This is a genomic window from Corynebacterium sp. HMSC05D03 (genome assembly GCF_001807205.1).
Taxonomy (GTDB): Bacteria; Actinomycetota; Actinomycetes; order Mycobacteriales; family Mycobacteriaceae; genus Corynebacterium; species Corynebacterium aurimucosum.
In genome coordinates, this window is sequence record NZ_KV788186.1 from 210,405 (window position 1) to 227,116 (window position 16,712).

The window sequence follows — 16,712 nt, forward strand, 5'->3', positions numbered from 1 at the left end:
ATGAATCGAGGTTTACTATGACCAAACAGTCCTCTACGCCCGCACGGAGTACAAGCTCATCCAGTGGGTCGACGGCACGTTTAAACACCAGAGATCTCATCAACGCTGGCATCTTTGCTGCACTTTACTTTGTAATCACCTTTATAAGCGGAATGATTGGATTCGCAGGACCACAATTCATGTTTATTGGATGGTTTATCGCGGCAATCGCAAACGGAATCGTGCTAGCGCTTTATGCCGTCCGCACGTCCAAAATGGGTGCTTTCACCCTCGTCGGTGGTATTAACGGATTAGCATTCATGCTCACCGGACACTACTTCTGGACCTTGCTGGGAAGCATAATTCTTGGGTTTATCGCAGATTTGATTATTACAAAAAGCCACCTCAGTATTGCCAAGTCCTTCCCTATTGCCTACGGCATCTTCTGTGTCTGGATTTCTTTGCCTTTTATCCCGCTAATTCTGGATACGGACTCATACTACGTCGATATCGCAGACCAAATGGGTCAAGAATACGCCGATGCTATGTCGGATATCTTCCAGCCATGGACCATTGGAGTACTGGCCATTTGTGCGCTCATCGTCGGCTTTATCGGAGGAAAGGTCGGAGTTCGCGTCAGCCGCAAACACTTTGAAAGCGCTGGTCTCCTGTGAGCCTGCAAAAACAGGGCGTGCTTCGTCGATCTTCGATCGATCCACGGACCGTGCTGCTTTCTGTTCTAGTAATCAATGCGGTAGCTCTCAGCCACGGCCACCTACCGACACTGCTGATTTCTATCGCCTTCAGCTCCATCGCACTAGCTACAGTAAAGCCACACTATGGTCTTATTTGCCTGTTCGCTTTTGCATTATCCTATCTAGGGTATTGGGGCCTATTACAGCTTCCTGGCTCCACATTTTTCGCTTTTTCAGCGGCAATTTTTTCGTGGCTAAGCCGTTTTGTCATCAGCATGTCCATCGGCGCATTCGGCTTGCTCACTCTCACACCATCCACGTTGACCTCAGCACTGCGGGACCTGCGTTTACCAGGCTGGGCCACCATTCCACCGGCGGTTTTCCTGCGCGTTTTGCCGATAATCGTGGCAGAAGCCAAAGCGATCCGCGATGCCATGGTCCTTCGGGGTCTCCAGCCTGGAGTAAAAAGCTGGATCACACAGCCCACACAATCGTCCGCGATGCTGATCATCCCCCTATTAGGCGCCGTCGTCCGCGCTGGTGATGAGCTCGCTGCCTCTGCTCTTGTCCGCGGATTGGGAGGCCCCACACGCCCAACCACCACCGCCGATCTTTCCTTCAAGCTTGTCGATGCAACTGCACTAGCTGGGTTGGGCCTCATTGTTGCCTCTGTCTGGCTCCCCACGGAGGTCCACTTATGAACGAACGCAGTATCGCAACCAGTGTAAACGCCCACAACGCTTCTTTTACATATCCATTGGGCGCTCGGCCAGGCATTCAAGGTGTATCTGATGTGTCTTTTTCTGTCTCTCCAGGACAGTGTCTACTGATTACCGGTGATTCCGGATCGGGAAAGTCCACGGTACTCAAGTTGATCAACGGACTCATCCCCCATTTCAATCCAGGAGAGCTACTAGGCACCATCACTATTATAAAGGATGACCAGGCTTTTACCCCTGCGGAAGAACCGCTGTCCCGAGCCATCGAGTTCAGCGCCTCAGTATTCCAGAATCCAAGGACACAATTTTTCACTGAAAGCGTCAATGCAGAATTGGCCTTCGGGCTAGAAAACCTTGGTGTAGATCCCAAAGAAATTGAGTCGAGGATTCAATCAGCGGTCGAGCTACTAGGCATTAACGATCTTCGGGGCCGGCGATTCAAAGAATTATCCGGTGGGCAGTTACAAACCGTGGCATGCGCATGCGCGCTTGTGTCCCCGGGCAGTCTCGTGCTTCTCGATGAACCCACGTCCAATCTCTCTATGGAAAGCATCGATATTCTTGCACGCGTGCTACACCGCTTGAAGGAATTAGGCACAACGATCATTATCGCTGATCACCGTCTCTTTTTCTTAAAAGATATCGCTGACCAAGTTATTTACTTGACTCAGGGAAAAATAACGCGGAGTTTCCGCGCTCAGGAGTTTTATGCCTTAGACGAACCCGAACGCAAACAATTGGGGCTACGCAGCTTACACCATGTTCCCCTGCCCGCGAGCGTGCCGGTACCACCCACGCTCGAAAACGCCGATCCCCAGCGGAGCGGACTCGAGCTAAGCAACATCTGTTTTTCTTATGGCGCACATGAGGTATTAAACATTGACCACGCATTTTTCCCCAGCGGCGAAGTCACCGCCTTAATCGGGCCCAACGGCGCTGGAAAAACCACCCTCGCCAGGATCATTTGTGGTCTTGCTTCTCCCAAACGCGGCGGTAGTCTCCGTTTGAACAGCAAACGAGTAGGAGCGGCTGCCCGCAGACGTGCCGCGTACATGGTGATGCAAGATGTTGGCCGCCAATTATTCGCAGCCACCACCGAAGAAGAAGTCACGCTCGGACTGGCAAAGAAGAAGCGGGACCACATCGATGTCAATGAGATTCTCCATCGCCTCGATCTGGCAGGAATGGCCCAACGGCATCCGCAGTCTCTGTCCGGTGGGCAACGGCAACGCTTAGCCATAGCTTCAGCCCAAGCCGAGCAAGCAGCGATCTACATCTTCGATGAACCTACCTCTGGCGTGGGCTGGCGCCAACTGCAATCCATCTCTGCGCTACTTCGATCTCTTGCAGCAAGCGGAGCAGTGGTCATCGTCATCACCCATGACCACGAATTCATCCAAGAATCAGTCACCAGAATCATCGAGATGACTGACATCAACAAGAATTGAGAAAGAAATGTCTGAACTAAAACAAAGTTCCACAGAATCAAGCGGAACCCACGCACCAGAATCACACGGTGCGTCACCGGAAGAAGAGGCTCGCGCAAAACTAAAAGCCGGCCAGGTCGCTCTAAAAAAACTACTGGCCCCAGTGCAAACAACCATCTACTTAGCACAGTTTCTCGCGCTTATATCCTCGGTACTCGCCGTAGCACCCTACGTCGCGTTGGTGGCACTGGGAAATGCTCTAATCGACGGCAATACTGATGACGTCGCGTCCATTGTGAAATGGCTACTTGCTGCATTTTTGGGCCAGCTATTCTTCTATTTCCTTGCCCTTGCAATCACCCACTTCGCTGATGCAAAGCTGGTGGGGATTAACCGGCGCCGAATTATTACCGCTATTGCGAAAGCACCACTCTCGTGGTTTAGCCAGACTAATTCCGGCAAAGTCCGCAAAGCCGTCGAGGACGATACGTTAACTCTGCACACCCTGACAGCCCATGCTCCTGTAGAGAAGGTCGCCGCGATCTTTACGCCCCTCGCGCTTCTGGTTTATGCCTTTATCTTGGATTGGCGCCTTGGTCTACTTTCTATTGCCACTGTGCCCATTTTCCTAGCAATCCAAGCATATTCAATGAAAGATATGGGCACAAAAACTGCGGAAATGGATAATTATCTGGGTGAGGTCTCTGCGACTGCGGTGGAGTTCTCCGAAGGTATTTCCGTCGTCAAGGCTTTCGGCACCGTTGGCAAAGCCCACGCTCGATATAGCGAAGCTGCCCAAAAATTCGCGGAATTCTATTACGAGTGGGTACGTCCGCTTCTGCGTGTTTCCGCAATCTCAGAGTCTGTGGTGGCGGTTCCTGTCCTCATCCTTATCAATCTAGGAGTCGGTTCCCTGCTGATAGCTGGTGGCTATGTCACGGTCGCTGAAGTCATCGCAACAACGTTAATTGCGCTGGTGCTCCCGGGCACGATTCAAACCGTCGGCCAAATGATGTGGTCTTACCAGCTCGCTGGCAATGCGGCGTTGCGCCTTGATGAAGTCATGACAATTTCCCATGTGAAAGAAGGCCAAAAGAGCCTCGACGCCAATAGTCAAGACATGGAGGTGGAGTTCCATAAGGTCAGCTTTAGCTACGCCCCAGACACACCAGTCCTCCAAGACTTTTCTGCGCAACTAAATGCAGGCACTGTCACGGCATTGATTGGCCCCTCCGGGTCTGGCAAATCCACAGCAGCAACGATGTTGGCGCGTTTCCAGGATCCAGATTCGGGCACAATCACTATCAACAACGTGGATATCCGTGATCTCACTTTCGACAGTTTGTACCGCACTGTGGCTTTCGTCTTACAAGATCCTCACTTACTGCGTATGAGTATTCGGGAAAACATTCGCCTTGCACGCCCAGAAGCCCGCGATGAAGAGATCTGGCAAGCCGCAGAGGCTGCGCACATAGCTGCTGATATTCGCGCTTTACCGGCTGGGCTCGACACCGTTGTTGGTGAGGACACCTCTTTATCCGGTGGACAACAGCAACGCATTTCTATTGCCCGGGCAATCATTACCAATGCCCCAATCTTGATCCTGGATGAAGCTACTGCGGCAACTGATCCTGACTGCGAAGCAGAAATTCAAGCAGCTCTAGCCACACTCGTCAGAGGCAAGACCGTCTTAGTCATCGCCCACAAGCCGGAGTCCATCCAAGGAGCAGACCAAATAATCTGCCTCAAGCCTATGAAGGATAATTCTCATGTCTAATGCCACTACGCCTGTTAGTTCGCGTCTTCGTGATCCGCTACTCACTCGCAGTGTCAAAAAGCTGCAAAGTCCTGTAGGCCATAAGCTCAATAAAAGGTATGCTTGTCTATCGCTTATCGTTGGCGTGCTTGATGGCCTCGCCGTTCTCACGCTCGTGCCACTTACAAAGGCACTCGATGGGGATACGACGATCGCACCATGGATGTGGACGCTTTTGGCAATTGCGCTCGTAGCTTTTGCGCTACGATTTTTCGCAACCATGGCCTCTTACCACACGGCCTTGGATTTCATCCGAGCCGCGCACACGACTGTGGGCGATAAATTAGCAACGCTACCGCTCGGCTGGTTCGTACCGGCTAATACCGGCGGCCTATCTCGCCTCGTTTCAGATCGCTTTATGGTGGCGGCCGAGACCATTGCGCATATTCAAGGAACGATATACCGCGATAGCGCGGCACTTGTCACCTTGTTAGTAGGAGCGTGTTTCTGGAACCCGAAGCTGGGCTTGGTCCTTCTTATCATCGCACCATTGGCGCTCGTGGTGATGCAGTTGGCTGCATGGATTCGTGAGAAAGCATCGAACCGCGCACTGGGGCCGAGTAAAGAGCTCTCCCAGCGCATCGTAGAATTTGCTAACCGTCAACCAGCCCTGCGCGCGGCAGGACAATCACAAGTTTTTGCGCCACTAGAGCAAGCGCTAGAAATCGACCATAAAGCACGAATACGCGAGCTATGGGTATCCACATTAGCTTTGCTACTCAACGGCATAGTAGTGCAGATCTTCATTGTGGCTCTCATTATGGTCTCCGCGGATCTTGCCGTTGAAGGCGCCCTATCGCCACTAGAAACAATTGCGATCATCGGAATCAGCTTGAGGTTTACCCGCACGCTTGAGCAGCTGGGTTCTTCTTTCGTCGGTTTAGATGCCGGCCGTATCGCGCTCACAGAAACTGAGCTCATCACCGATGCCCCTTCCCTACCGGAACCCACTACTCCGCGCCCAGGCGATGGTTCGGGAAGTGTAGAGCTGCGTAATGTCACGTTTGGATACGGCGATAAACCAGTATTGGTAGATATCGCTTTCCATGCTCGACCAGGCACCGTTACCGCCATTGTCGGTCCTTCTGGCTCCGGAAAGACCACAATTGCGCGCCTTATTTCGCGATTCTGGGATGTAGATTCCGGGGCGGTGATGGTTGACGGCGTAGATATCCGCGAGCTTGGAACCGAACAGTTAATGTCCAGACTGTCCATGGTTTTTCAGGATGTCTACCTCTTCGACGACTCGTTAATCGCTAATATCCGCGTTGGTCGTCCCGACGCCTCCGATGAGGAAGTCTTCCGCGCAGCTGATCTTTCAGGCGTGACTTCTATTGCCAACCGCCTAGGGTGGCATACTCCTGTTGGTGAAGGCGGTCGGCTTCTATCCGGTGGTGAACGCCAGCGCGTATCTGTAGCTCGCGCGCTTCTCAAGCAAGCGCCGATTGTACTCTTTGATGAGGCTACCTCCGCGCTCGATGCAGAAAATGAGGCAAACATTCTTGCTGCGATGGACGAGCTACGGGAGCAATCTACTTTTATTGTCATCGCCCATAAGCTGGATACAATCAAATCTGCTGATCAAATCGTAGTCTTGGATGAACACGGGCAAGTCAGCCAGCTGGGCACGCATTCTGAGCTTTCCGATGTCCCCGGTATCTACCGTCACTTCTGGCAGCAACGCAAAGCAGCACGCGGGTGGAAAATCAGTTCGGGACGCGATTAACGCGGGCACCGAGATCGGCGTTGTTTGCGGGGGCACCCTTCTCCCCCCCCGCAGCACGGAGCACCCTAAGTGCACCGACAAAGCTCAGAGCGAAGAATGCGGTAGCGGCTACGAGCGACCACTGCGCGGCGTTGGCCATGCCTTCGCCAGTTTGTTGTTCATGATGGTTCTCCTTAATCTTCAGTTCCTTGCGCACGGGCAAGCACATGCTGCCCTAGCGATTTCGGGCCCACGAAGCACTGTGAAGCCGAATCAGTCAAGCGACCTTTCTAACAAATAGAGGCCGCCGCGAAGCTTTGGCCCATGGGATTTTCGCTGCCGCGTGGTCGATGTATTCCACAAGGACGGCCGCTGCGGGTTCACCTACGGCACCCTTCCCGGACACCTTGAGCGCGGCGAGGAGACCTTCGCTCTGGAGCGCCTGCGCGATGGCCGCACACTGCTGCTTATCGACGCCGCCTCAGAGCCCTTCCTCCCCTCCCTGCGCCCACTTGTGGACGTGCCAAGGCGCCTGCTGATTAGCCAACTCTACCTTCACGCCTTAGACGATTAGCAGGATTGCGCATACGACAAAAGCCGCCTCCCCGAGCCCTGGGAAAGCGGCTTAGTATCAGCGCTGGTTAGTTCTTGCGCTTGTCTTCGATGGACTCGCGAGCATCACGGACAGCGCCCTTGACGCGGTCAAAGAAGCCACCCTTCTTCGTGGACTCCTCTTGGTACTCGTGTGCCTTGTCCTCCACGAAGCCCTTAGCGCGCTGGAACGCATCGCCGACGGCGCTACCAGCCTCGGATGCCTTGTCCTTTAGCTGATCCAGGCGCTCAGAGGACTGCTGACCGTTGACGTTGTCCTGGTTCGGCGCAGTAGCAACACGCTCTTCGTTTGCTTCGCCTACGATGTGCTGGCTCGGGGCGTAGTCAAAGTTACCCTCGTCCAGCTTCTCCTGCAGGTCCGGCTGCTGCGGGGCGGAACCAATGTGCTCTTCCTGCGCGCCGCCTACGATGTGCTGGCTCGGCGCATAGTCCGAGTTCTCCTCGTCCAGCTTCTCCTGCAGGTCCGGCTGCTGCGGGGCGGAACCAATGTGCTCTTCCTGCGCCTCACCTACGATGTGCTGGCTCGGCGCGTAGTCAGCGTTGTTCTCATCCAGCTTCTCCTGCAGGTCCGGCTGCTCGGAGGCAGAGCCTACATGCTCTTCGTCGGCGCCAGCAACGACGTGATTCTGCGGCTCGTACTTGCTGGCGGTAGATAGGCCGGCTGTGCCCGCGGCGCCTGCCGCTGCAACCCCTGCACCTGTTGCAGCCGCGCCGGACCGAGCGGAGGTGCCAGAGTTAGCTGCCGAAGACACAGTGTCCTCAGATGCCAGGTACTTGTATTCGTTGCGATCCAGGTCAACTTCGTGGCCTAGTTCGTTTGCCATTGCTACGTACTCCTTTAAATAGATTTATCTTCTTCCTTCTAGGGTTCCAGAAAATTCAGGAGCGTGCACGGAAATGGGTATGGGAAAGCGTCGACCGGTGGAGGGATCAGTCATCTCTAAACACTCAACATGGAAGGTTTCGCGTACGAGTTCAGCGGTCATCACCTCCTCGGTGGCCCCTTCGGCCACAATGCGTCCCTCACGCATGGCTACGATTCTATCGGCGTAACGCGCGGCATGGACCATATCGTGGACCACCATGACCACTGTGACCCCGGCGCCATTGAGATCTCGAATCAGATCCAAAATGGACAATTGGTGCGCGGGGTCGAGGTAAGTAGTCGGCTCGTCAAGCAAGGTAATTGGCGTTTCTTGGGCCAAAGTCATAGCGAGGAAGACGCGCTGGCGCTGACCACCGGAAAGGTCTGCCGCGGGGGCGTCGAGAAGCTCGCTCACCCCAGCACGCGAGGCAGCACGCTCAACCGCTGCATGATCTCCGGCCCGCATCGTCGCTAGCGCCCCTGTATAGGGATAGCGGCCGTAACCGATGACGTCACGCACTAATACCCCTTCCGGAGCCACGGGATGTTGTGGCAGAAAAGAAACTTCACGGGCAAAGGCACGCGAGGAATACTTGCTGATATTTTGGTCCGAGAGGTACACCGCACCTGCGCTGGGCGTAAGTTGGCGGCCCAATGTCTTGAGAAGCGTCGACTTGCCGCAGCCATTCGGCCCGATCAGAGCGGTTACTTGACCGCTGGATAAGTGAAGATTTACGTCCTTGACCACATCGGGTCCACCGTAGCCCACGGTTAATCCGCTGCACGTCAGTGTCATGTCTAGCCTCCGTTTCGCACTCGGGTCAGTCGAGTCAATAGGAAAATGAAATACGGTGCACCGATCAGCGCGATGAGCGCGCCAACGGGGATTTCCGTGGGGGCGAAGGCCCAGCGACCGAGCGTATCGCATGCGGTCACAAGGACCGCGCCGCCTAGGGCTGCCACGGGTATTTGCCAGCGCAGGTTCGCGCCAACAACCAAGCGAGCAGCATGGGGGACGATGAGTCCGGCGAAGCCCAAGACCCCGGCCGCGGCGACTCCCGCGGCACCGAGGATGACGGCTAAGGCTACTGCTATTAGGCGCCATATCTTGGTGCTCACGCCGATGCCGGCCATGGTGGAATCATCCAGCGCGAGCATATCCAGGTGTTTTGCCACCACCATCGCGACGGTTAGGGCGAGAAGGATAAAGGGGGCGACAATGGTGGCATCGCCAAGCGAGCGGGCGTAAAGCGAACCTTTCAACCATGTCATGGCCGCTCCTGCCTCTGGGGCAGCCCGCACCAGGAGCAATTCGGTGATGGCGCCCAGCCCAAAAGATACCGCCACCCCGGTAAGCGGCAGGCGCACCGGATCACTTGCCCCGCGCCCGGCGAGGAGAAGAACCAGCCCAGTTCCAGCCAACGCTCCAATAAAGGCTATGAAAGTCAGCAGGTGGGCCGGCAGGGCGCCTGATCCCATGAGTACCGCAACGGCCGCGAGTCCGCCGCCGGAGGTAATACCCACCGTATCTGGTGCGGCCAAAGGATTGCGTAGCGCGGACTGCAATAGACAGCCAGAGACGGCCATGGCAATACCAGCGCAGATTCCCACCAAGATCCGCGGGGCGCGGTACTTCCAGATGAGCGGCTCTCCGGTAACGAAGGCGGTGATCACCTCGCCCGGCGGTTTCATCACCGCACCGACGCCCATGCCGATGATTGCGCTCAACGCCAACGCCAGGATGAGTCCTACTAGCACCCCAACAAATCTCTTATGCCGCATGCTTCCTCCTCCCCAGCGCATGGACGGCCCACAACACTAATGGCATGCCAGCCAAAGAAGTCACGATGCCCACTGGGGTCTCGGCTGGCGCCCAGATTGCCTGGCCAACCGAATCGGCCACCAAAAGCACCGCTGCTCCAACAATTCCAGCCACGCACAGCCCCATGCGGTGGTGTGAGCCGCACACCCGCCACGCTACGGCCGCGGCCATCAACCCCAAGAAGCCAATCGGCCCAGTTGCAGCTACGGCCGGAGCAATAAGCACTACCGCCGCCACAATGGCTGCCAACCGAATGCGCTCCGGCTTCGCGCCGACAGCACCAGCCACGGCATCGCCTGCTACGAGCAAGTCCAGCGTTTTTGCACCGACTAAGGTCAAGGGAACCACGACCAGCACGGCAATCAGCGCCGGCATGATACCGCTTAGGCGCACACCGGCAAGCCGACCAGAAAGCCATGACATCACCGTAGCCAGTTGAGCTTCATCTACTACCAAGAAAATGGAGGTCAATGCGCTACACAGCGCGGAAACAGCAACGCCAACGAGTACCATGCGCTGGATCGCACCGCTCTTACCGACGCCCACCGTCACCCCCACAGCAATCCCCGCACCCAACAGCGCACCGGGCAACTGGTCAACACTCGAGGTTTCGCTTCCTATAAACATTGCTGTTGCGACTGCGCCGAGTGCCGCACCGGAGTTCACACCAGTGATGGACGGATCGGCTAGCGGATTCGCAGTTGCCGTCCGCAGCAATAACCCGCCTACCCCTAATGCGATACCGACGACCGTGGTGGCAAGGAGACGGTCAAAGGCCACGCTATGCAGCTCTTCTTCCAGCCACGGGGTATCAGCTGGCACCTGAACATGGCGAAGCCGCCACCACCACACGAAGGCGACGGCAGCGGTTGCAAGGACCAGGCAGACGCTGGTTTTAGTTCGAGGTGCCACTACTCTTCGGCGGCGATGATGTCATCGAGCATATGCTCGGCGGAAAGCGGCCCGCGGGCGCGCGACCAGATATCTTGGTCCACCTCTACGATGTCGCCGCTACCCTTGGCATAGGGCGTCTTTTTAAACGCATCGACGTCCTTGTACATAAAGACTAGGTCAGCCTTCATACCAGGGAGCTTATCGCCGGTCAGTTCCGCTACATCAGTCTTAGATTCGATGGATGACTTCTCACCTTCGAAGGCATAGTCATAGCCCACCTCACTTAGTAGCGACTGGGGGAAGGAAGGGTTGACCCAGGTATAGAGCATCTCACTGGACCAGCCAGCCACGACCGCACGACTCCCCGGCTTTACCGCGTCCTTGGTATGAGCAATCTTGTCCTCGATGCGCTGACGGACTTCTTTGGCCTTTTCCTCTTTACCTAGCTTGGCCGCGATCTCATCCATCGAGTCCAGCACGTCCAAGTAAGTCTCATCTGGGTAGGATTCGGTCTGCCCAATCTCTTCCAACTGCGGCATGATATCGGCTTGACGGGTAGGGCTAGCCAGGATCAGATCCGGCTCCAAGGACTGGATAACCTCTAGATTCGGCTGCTTGGCCTGGCCCACAGAGGTCGCTTGACCCAGCTGCCCTTTCAAAGTGGTCGGTGCCTCCGACTTACCGATTTCCACGATTCCCACTGGGTCCACATCGAGGGCCTTGAGAATTTCCTCGTAGCGCCAATCAAGCGCCACAACTCGCTCGATCTTCTTTTCTCCGTTTCCTTCCTTAGAAGAAGAATCAGAAGAACACGCAACAAGGCCTGCGCCTAGGGCTAGAGTGGCTACGAGTGCGATAACTGCACGCACATTCATGAAGTCTTTCTTTTGCATAGCCTTACCTTACTCAGGTAAGGGTTTGCTGTCTAGGGTCTGATTGCCACGTTCCCGATACGGACCATGTTGCCGCACGTCCGCTAAAATGGGTTAAGGGTCAGAAAGTGTGTCTGGGATCGGTGATTTATAGTCACTGTCCAGTGTGATTGTTGAAAGTATAGGCTTCACGACCGTATATCGCTGTCCTTGACGGTAAATCCCCGGTGTTTCTACCTGGATGTGGTAGGCCCTGGTGGTGTGGTGGCTTGATGCCGAAGAATCGACCACGCTGCCACTGCGGCGGCGACATGAAACGCAACGGAACTACCAGCAAAGGAACCACACGATGGCGATGTAAAGCCTGTGGGGCATCAGGCATCAAACGTCGCCCCGACGTCACCAACGCTAGAATTTTTGCGGATTTTATCGAGCATTGCACCACCACAATCTCGCTAACTGCACTGGCTAAACGCAACAATGTAAGCCATTCCACTATGAAGCGCAGATTTACATGGTACTGGCTTATTGACGTACCGGATCCCACCGTGGCACATACAGGCCGAGTCTATGACCAGATATTTCTCGACGGTACCTACACCGCTGGCGGATGCTTGATTGTAGCTTCCACCCTCGATCATGTTGTTGCTTGGCACTGGTGCCAAACACGAAACCGCTCCCGATTACACACGCCTGCTCGAACGCATCCCCGCCCCGTTAATCGCAACGACAGATGGCGGGCAAGGAACAGCAAGTGCAATAAAAACCTGCTGGTCAACAACACATGTGCAGCGTTGCCTCGTCCACGCACAGCGTGTAGTTCGCCGCTATACAACCTCACGTCCGCGCACTGATGCCGGCAAAGCTATCTACACGCTAGCGCTGAAACTCACCCGAGTGCGAACTAAAGAAGAGGTAGCTGACTGGGGTGTATTGCTCCATAACTTCAACACTGTCTACCGCAGGTGGATGGACGAGAGGACCAGGGTTAAAGACCCTGATACAGGAAATTGGACATGGGTATGGACACATTCCAACGTGCGAAAGGCCTACAACAGTCTGAACCATCTATGGCGCCAAGGCATGCTCTTTGTCTACATCAATCAACCTAAAGGCGTCTTAGAACCTGCCCGCATCAAATCTACGACCAACAGTCTTGAAGGCGGGATTAACGCTCGCCTGAAAGAGATTGCGCGTGCTCACCGGGGCAGAACAAATGAACACCAGCGCAAAATGCTGGACTGGTGGCTGTACCTAAAAACAGAACTGCCCGACGATCCACTACGCATCGCCAGACAGTCCCACTGGGGCCAGGACCAACTCGCCAAAGTATCCATCCTGACCCACACCGAGAACCAAGCCGACCACGAAACAGGACGACCAGCCCTCTACGACAACGGTATCGACACCGAGTACACCCACTCAATCGCCATCACAATAGAAAACCCCCGCCTCAATGTGAGTCGGGGGACGGAGGGTGAACGGTAACTAGTTCAGACCCGGGATCTGCGGCAGCTTCGGCTGCGGGATGTTAAGACCGAAGATGCGGTTGATGGTCGGGATGAGGCCGTAGGCGGCACCGCCGACGACTGCAATGACGGCGATGATGGGGAGGATAACCTTCGCGCCACGGCTGGAGCCTGCGAAGAAGGCCGCAGCCATATCGTCGGCAGAAGGCTCCTTCGTGTTGGTCGGCTTAGAAGGCTTGGTCGGCTCGGTAGGCGTCGTAGTGGAGCTCGACGGCTCTTCCTCCTTCACGGCCGGGCGGGCGGTCAGCCACTCGTCGGAATCCAGAACGCCCTGGGTCAGGCGGGTTTCACCAATCCAGCCGTACCACGGGTCCTGCGGCGTGCGGTTATCAAAGCCAGCGCCCATAACCCACTGCAGGTCGCGCGGGAGGAGGCCCTCAGCACCCTTGGCGTTGCGCAGGATGGGTGCACCGTTGATGAACATCTCTACGGTGTCGGAATCCGGCTTGTTGACTACGGCGATGTGCATCCACTCATCGGTGGGCACCTCGTGAGACCAGACGGTGGAACCTTCACCTTCCTTGGGCTCCGCCCACCAGCGCAGCTCACGCAGGTTAGAGATGCCGAACATGACGGTGGGGTCGGTGTCCTCGGATCCGTCGACAAGCTCGGCGATGCTGGAGTCGCGGGAGAGCGCACTCCCCCAGCCGTGCTCAGAGCCGTTGAAGTCCTTCGGAATCTTCACGAAGGACTCAAAGGTGTAGCCCTCGGAGGTATCGACCTTGTTGATCTCCGCGCCTTTCTTGGACCGGAACTCCGCCATCGCGGCCTTGCCGGCTGGGTCGGACCAGTAGAGGGAACCAGAATCGGAAGACAGTGGGTGGTGGTCCTTGGTGTAGGTGATGCGCTCGCCCGTGTTGGAAGGACCACCCTCGCGAACGAGGTCGCCGGCACCGTCGGCACCGAAGGCATCCGGAATGACAGCGCCCTCGGTGGCCACGTCGCCGTCGGCAAGCTGCTTGCCGTCCTTGTTCTTGGTCTGGCCCGGGCGCCAGTGAAAGACGGTCTTGTCGGCCTTCACGAAGTCGTTCGGGCCCTCCGGAAGCTGATCCTTCGGGATGGTGTACGGGGTGTAGCCTTCCTCAGCGATGTCGCGAGCCTTCTGGCCAAGGTCCGGGTTGTTCTCATCGCCGATGGTCCACTCCGGGGCAAAGTCAGCAAAGCGCTCATTGAAGTTCAGCGGCACGTGGTAGCTATCGCCCTTGCCGTCGAGGATGAGCTTGTCGAACTGCGTGAGCTCCTCCGCCGGCTTCTGCGCCACCCACGGGGACAGGGCGGTCATCTCTAGTTCGTTGCCGGAGAGGTCAAACTCGAGAACGCCGAGCAGGCCATTGCCGCCCTGGTAAGCCATCTGGTAGTCCTGCAGGATGCCAATGACGTCGTGGCCAGCGTCATTCTTGTCCACGCGGTAGCCCGCGCCGTGGTGATGTCCGCCCATGGTAAGGAAGATCTGGTCGTTCTTCTTAATGAACTTGTCCCACAGGCCCTGGCCGTAGTCATCGGAGTAGAAGACCTCGCCAGCACCATCGATGTTGAGCACCTCGTGGCTGGTGAGGATGACCGGGAGGTCTGGGTGCGCATCGAGAACGCCCTGGGCCCAGTCCAGGGCTCCATCGTCCGCGCGCCAGGCCAGCGCCAAGACTAGGTACTTCTGGCCTTCTGCTTCAAAAATGTGGTACTCAGAGTCGTTGTTCACTGCAGTGTGGCGTTCTCGGAAGGTCTCCGGGTTAGCGTTCTTGGCACGCTCGGCGTTGAAGTAGTGGTTGTAGGGATGCGCTGAACCATCCTGAATCATGTCGTGGTTGCCCGGGAGGATGGAGTAGTTCAGGTCGGAATCATCGAGGACCTTCATGGCTTCATCGGCAACCTTCCACTCGCCGTCGACGTCCGGCTGGTCCACCACGTCACCAAGGTGCGTAGCAAAGTCCATGTTGAGCGCCTGCTGGTTCTTCACCAGCCACTCGGTCTGCGCCTTAAAAGGCTCGCTACCGTAGCGCGCTTGCGCCAGGTTGCCGGTTTCCGGGGTGGAGTAACGGGAATAGAACTGAGTATCCGGCAGCACACCGATGCTGAAGCGCGAACCTAGGCCTTCCACCGACTCATCGGCAGAAGCAGGGACAATAAGGAACGTACCGGCCACCGAAGCGGTGACCACGGTGCCGAGCAGGCGGCGAAACGTCATAGATCTTCCAATCACAGTGAATAAAACCAAAAGAGACACCAGAAATGTATTCTGCGCAGCTTGCACCCACGTAACGACCGCATGAACGCCCGTTTAAAAGATTATCCGCCGCTAGGATGAACGCTCATGAGCAATATCACTAAGAAGTACAACGTCGATGTCACCCGCGTAGATACCGGCCACTACCGCGCCACGAACGCGGCGGGCACCAGCCTCGAGTTCGGCTCGGGCGAGGGACTACTGAGTCCTGTTGAGCTGCTCCTCGCCGCCGTGGCGGGCTGCTCAGCCGTGGACGTCGACGTAGTTACCTCCCGGCGCACGGAGCCGGAGCTTTTCGACGTTCACGTGGAAGGTACCCGCGTCAACGAGGACGGCGCCTCAAGGCTTAGCGACGTCGACGTGGAATTCTCCCTCCGCTTCCCCGATACCGATGCCGGCCGTCAGGCCCAGTCCATGATGGAGCGCCTCGTGCGCATCTCCCACGACAAGGACTGCACCGTGTCCCGCACGGTGGAAAACCCCACTAACGTCACTTTCCGCACGACTCAGCCCTAAGGCTGCACGTTTTAAGCGCCTGTGGGGCGCTTTAAGCGAAAGGGTTATCGTCGCGCGAAGGGTTCTCCTCCCACGATTCGGCGAAGGGGTTGTCCATGGCTTGCTGCATAGTGTGGGAGCCATCCCCGAAGGGATTGCGCCCAGCATTGCTGCGCTGGCGGCGGTAGCGCTCCAGATCCGCCTGTGCCATATAACCCAGCTCTTCGCCGTCCACCACGAGCCAGGGAAGCGGGTTCGGATCCACCATGCGGCGCGGCCGCCCTTGGTGTGGCGAGGACAACATGGTGCGGATATCCGTTCGAGCCTGGTCCAGTTCCCCAAGATCCTTTGGGCTCATTGAGGTTTTAATAGTCTTGCCGCCGCCGGTTCCAACCACCTCAGCCTTGAGCATGCTAAAAGAAAAGACTCCTGAAGGAATCGAGGGATTGCGCATGTCCACCTTGTCGAAGGCAAGGACGTCGTCATCGTCGAAAACCAGGATGAGCCCTTGCGGGGTGATGTACACCCAGGCCTCGTGCTGCATATCGACGTCTACCCGGTAAAACCCAATGAGCGGCTCGTCCGGCTCCAGCAGCCCATAGGCGTTGAGTTGTATCGTTCCCACACCACCACACTGCGCAAAGCCGTGATCCCACAGGTAGTGCATCTGACCTTGCAGCAACACTTCCCACAAGCCACGAATGAAGTCAGACAGGAGAGCGCCGTACTTATTGGCTAGCGGCTTGTGGATGCGCAGGTAGCCCGAGCGGATCTCAAACACGATCGGGTACGTCAGGGGCAGTGATTCGACGAAAGCCTCATCGATATGCAGGCGGCCATTATTCGCCTCGATGAATTCTTCCGCGGGGAAAAGATGCTCCACCACGAGGGTGTTTCCTTCTTCACGGGTATCGAGGATCCACTGAGAGTTCCGACGGCAGTTCTCGATGTAACCCTGAAGCACCGCTTGCACCTCAGCATCGCTGAACTGCTGGTGGTTCAGCCGGAACACGCTGTCGCCCTGAATGAAACGCATTCTCAGCTCTTCAGCCATACTTATT

The 16,712-nt window shown here is 56.4% G+C and carries 13 protein-coding genes and 2 pseudogenes; 8 read left to right on the top strand and 7 right to left on the bottom strand.

The window, feature by feature from the left end:
• The first annotated feature begins 17 nt into the window (after nt 1–17).
• The 6 genes and pseudogenes from HMPREF3147_RS10485 to HMPREF3147_RS10515 form a co-directional block, all read left to right on the top strand.
• Nucleotides 18–653, top strand: a complete 636-nt coding sequence (locus HMPREF3147_RS10485) for an MptD family putative ECF transporter S component (protein ID WP_070447309.1) — start codon at nt 18–20, stop codon at nt 651–653.
• A gap of 50 nt (nt 654–703) precedes the next feature.
• Nucleotides 704–1,375: an energy-coupling factor transporter transmembrane component T family protein gene (locus tag HMPREF3147_RS10490; RefSeq protein WP_246815775.1), complete on the top strand. Its 672-nt coding sequence runs from the start codon at nt 704–706 to the stop codon at nt 1,373–1,375.
• Nucleotides 1,372–2,841, top strand: coding sequence for an ABC transporter ATP-binding protein (locus tag HMPREF3147_RS10495; protein ID WP_070447312.1), 1,470 nt, complete (start codon nt 1,372–1,374; stop codon nt 2,839–2,841). The genes HMPREF3147_RS10490 and HMPREF3147_RS10495 overlap by 4 nt, the downstream gene beginning before the upstream one ends.
• Before the next feature lie 7 nt (nt 2,842–2,848).
• On the top strand, nt 2,849–4,597 hold the full coding sequence (locus HMPREF3147_RS10500) for an ABC transporter ATP-binding protein (protein ID WP_070447316.1): 1,749 nt from the start codon (nt 2,849–2,851) through the stop codon (nt 4,595–4,597).
• Nucleotides 4,590–6,362, top strand: coding sequence for an ABC transporter ATP-binding protein (locus HMPREF3147_RS10505; protein ID WP_029158873.1), 1,773 nt, complete (start codon nt 4,590–4,592; stop codon nt 6,360–6,362). Before HMPREF3147_RS10500 ends, HMPREF3147_RS10505 begins: the two co-directional genes overlap by 8 nt.
• A 298-nt stretch (nt 6,363–6,660) precedes the next feature.
• Nucleotides 6,661–6,915 (top strand): annotated as a pseudogene (locus HMPREF3147_RS10515) (DUF1990 family protein); the annotation flags it as partial.
• A 67-nt stretch (nt 6,916–6,982) separates the two neighbouring features.
• Here the strand turns inward: HMPREF3147_RS10515 and HMPREF3147_RS10520 are convergent.
• Genes HMPREF3147_RS10520 through HMPREF3147_RS10540 form a run of 5 tightly spaced genes read right to left on the bottom strand, consistent with a single transcriptional unit; the run spans nt 6,983 to nt 11,427 of the window.
• Nucleotides 6,983–7,777 (bottom strand): kinesin, encoded by a 795-nt coding sequence (locus HMPREF3147_RS10520; protein WP_070447323.1) that lies wholly within the window; start codon nt 7,775–7,777, stop codon nt 6,983–6,985.
• A 24-nt stretch (nt 7,778–7,801) separates the two neighbouring features.
• Complete coding sequence (locus tag HMPREF3147_RS10525; protein WP_046646995.1) at nt 7,802–8,614, bottom strand: ABC transporter ATP-binding protein; 813 nt, start codon at nt 8,612–8,614, stop codon at nt 7,802–7,804.
• A 2-nt stretch (nt 8,615–8,616) separates the two neighbouring features.
• Nucleotides 8,617–9,600, bottom strand: a complete 984-nt coding sequence (locus tag HMPREF3147_RS10530; protein WP_046646996.1) for a FecCD family ABC transporter permease — start codon at nt 9,598–9,600, stop codon at nt 8,617–8,619.
• Nucleotides 9,590–10,522: a FecCD family ABC transporter permease gene (locus HMPREF3147_RS10535; RefSeq protein WP_209168001.1), complete on the bottom strand. Its 933-nt coding sequence runs from the start codon at nt 10,520–10,522 to the stop codon at nt 9,590–9,592. Before HMPREF3147_RS10535 ends, HMPREF3147_RS10530 begins: the two co-directional genes overlap by 11 nt.
• A gap of 29 nt (nt 10,523–10,551) precedes the next feature.
• Nucleotides 10,552–11,427 (bottom strand): ABC transporter substrate-binding protein, encoded by an 876-nt coding sequence (locus HMPREF3147_RS10540; RefSeq protein WP_049157735.1) that lies wholly within the window; start codon nt 11,425–11,427, stop codon nt 10,552–10,554.
• 251 nt (nt 11,428–11,678) lie between these two features.
• On the opposite strand from HMPREF3147_RS10540, the pseudogene HMPREF3147_RS10545 reads away from it, so the two are divergent.
• Nucleotides 11,679–12,894: pseudogene (locus tag HMPREF3147_RS10545) on the top strand (IS1249 family transposase).
• Here HMPREF3147_RS10545 and HMPREF3147_RS10550 read toward each other — a convergent pair.
• Nucleotides 12,895–15,117: a LamG-like jellyroll fold domain-containing protein gene (locus HMPREF3147_RS10550; RefSeq protein ID WP_049154169.1), complete on the bottom strand. Its 2,223-nt coding sequence runs from the start codon at nt 15,115–15,117 to the stop codon at nt 12,895–12,897.
• Nucleotides 15,118–15,243: 126 nt separating this feature from the next.
• On the opposite strand from HMPREF3147_RS10550, the gene HMPREF3147_RS10555 reads away from it, so the two are divergent.
• On the top strand, nt 15,244–15,672 hold the full coding sequence (locus HMPREF3147_RS10555; RefSeq protein ID WP_049154167.1) for an OsmC family protein: 429 nt from the start codon (nt 15,244–15,246) through the stop codon (nt 15,670–15,672).
• Nucleotides 15,673–15,703: 31 nt separating this feature from the next.
• Here HMPREF3147_RS10555 and HMPREF3147_RS10560 read toward each other — a convergent pair whose 3' ends face one another.
• Nucleotides 15,704–16,687, bottom strand: coding sequence for a hypothetical protein (locus tag HMPREF3147_RS10560; protein ID WP_239663568.1), 984 nt, complete (start codon nt 16,685–16,687; stop codon nt 15,704–15,706).
• Nucleotides 16,688–16,712: the final 25 nt, after the last annotated feature.

Excerpts from the sequence above, each read along its gene's own strand:
- HMPREF3147_RS10485 (WP_070447309.1), top strand. The coding sequence starts at position 18 with ATGACCAAACAGTCCTCTACGCCCGCACGGAGTACAAGCTCATCCAGT.
- HMPREF3147_RS10495 (WP_070447312.1), top strand. The coding sequence starts at position 1,372 with ATGAACGAACGCAGTATCGCAACCAGTGTAAACGCCCACAACGCTTCT.
- HMPREF3147_RS10500 (WP_070447316.1), top strand. The coding sequence starts at position 2,849 with ATGTCTGAACTAAAACAAAGTTCCACAGAATCAAGCGGAACCCACGCA.
- HMPREF3147_RS10505 (WP_029158873.1), top strand. The coding sequence starts at position 4,590 with ATGTCTAATGCCACTACGCCTGTTAGTTCGCGTCTTCGTGATCCGCTA.
- HMPREF3147_RS10520 (WP_070447323.1), bottom strand. The coding sequence starts at position 7,777 with ATGGCAAACGAACTAGGCCACGAAGTTGACCTGGATCGCAACGAATAC.
- HMPREF3147_RS10525 (WP_046646995.1), bottom strand. The coding sequence starts at position 8,614 with ATGACACTGACGTGCAGCGGATTAACCGTGGGCTACGGTGGACCCGAT.
- HMPREF3147_RS10530 (WP_046646996.1), bottom strand. The coding sequence starts at position 9,600 with ATGCGGCATAAGAGATTTGTTGGGGTGCTAGTAGGACTCATCCTGGCG.
- HMPREF3147_RS10540 (WP_049157735.1), bottom strand. The coding sequence starts at position 11,427 with ATGCAAAAGAAAGACTTCATGAATGTGCGTGCAGTTATCGCACTCGTA.
- HMPREF3147_RS10550 (WP_049154169.1), bottom strand. The coding sequence starts at position 15,117 with ATGACGTTTCGCCGCCTGCTCGGCACCGTGGTCACCGCTTCGGTGGCC.
- HMPREF3147_RS10555 (WP_049154167.1), top strand. The coding sequence starts at position 15,244 with ATGAGCAATATCACTAAGAAGTACAACGTCGATGTCACCCGCGTAGAT.
- HMPREF3147_RS10560 (WP_239663568.1), bottom strand. The coding sequence starts at position 16,687 with ATGCGTTTCATTCAGGGCGACAGCGTGTTCCGGCTGAACCACCAGCAG.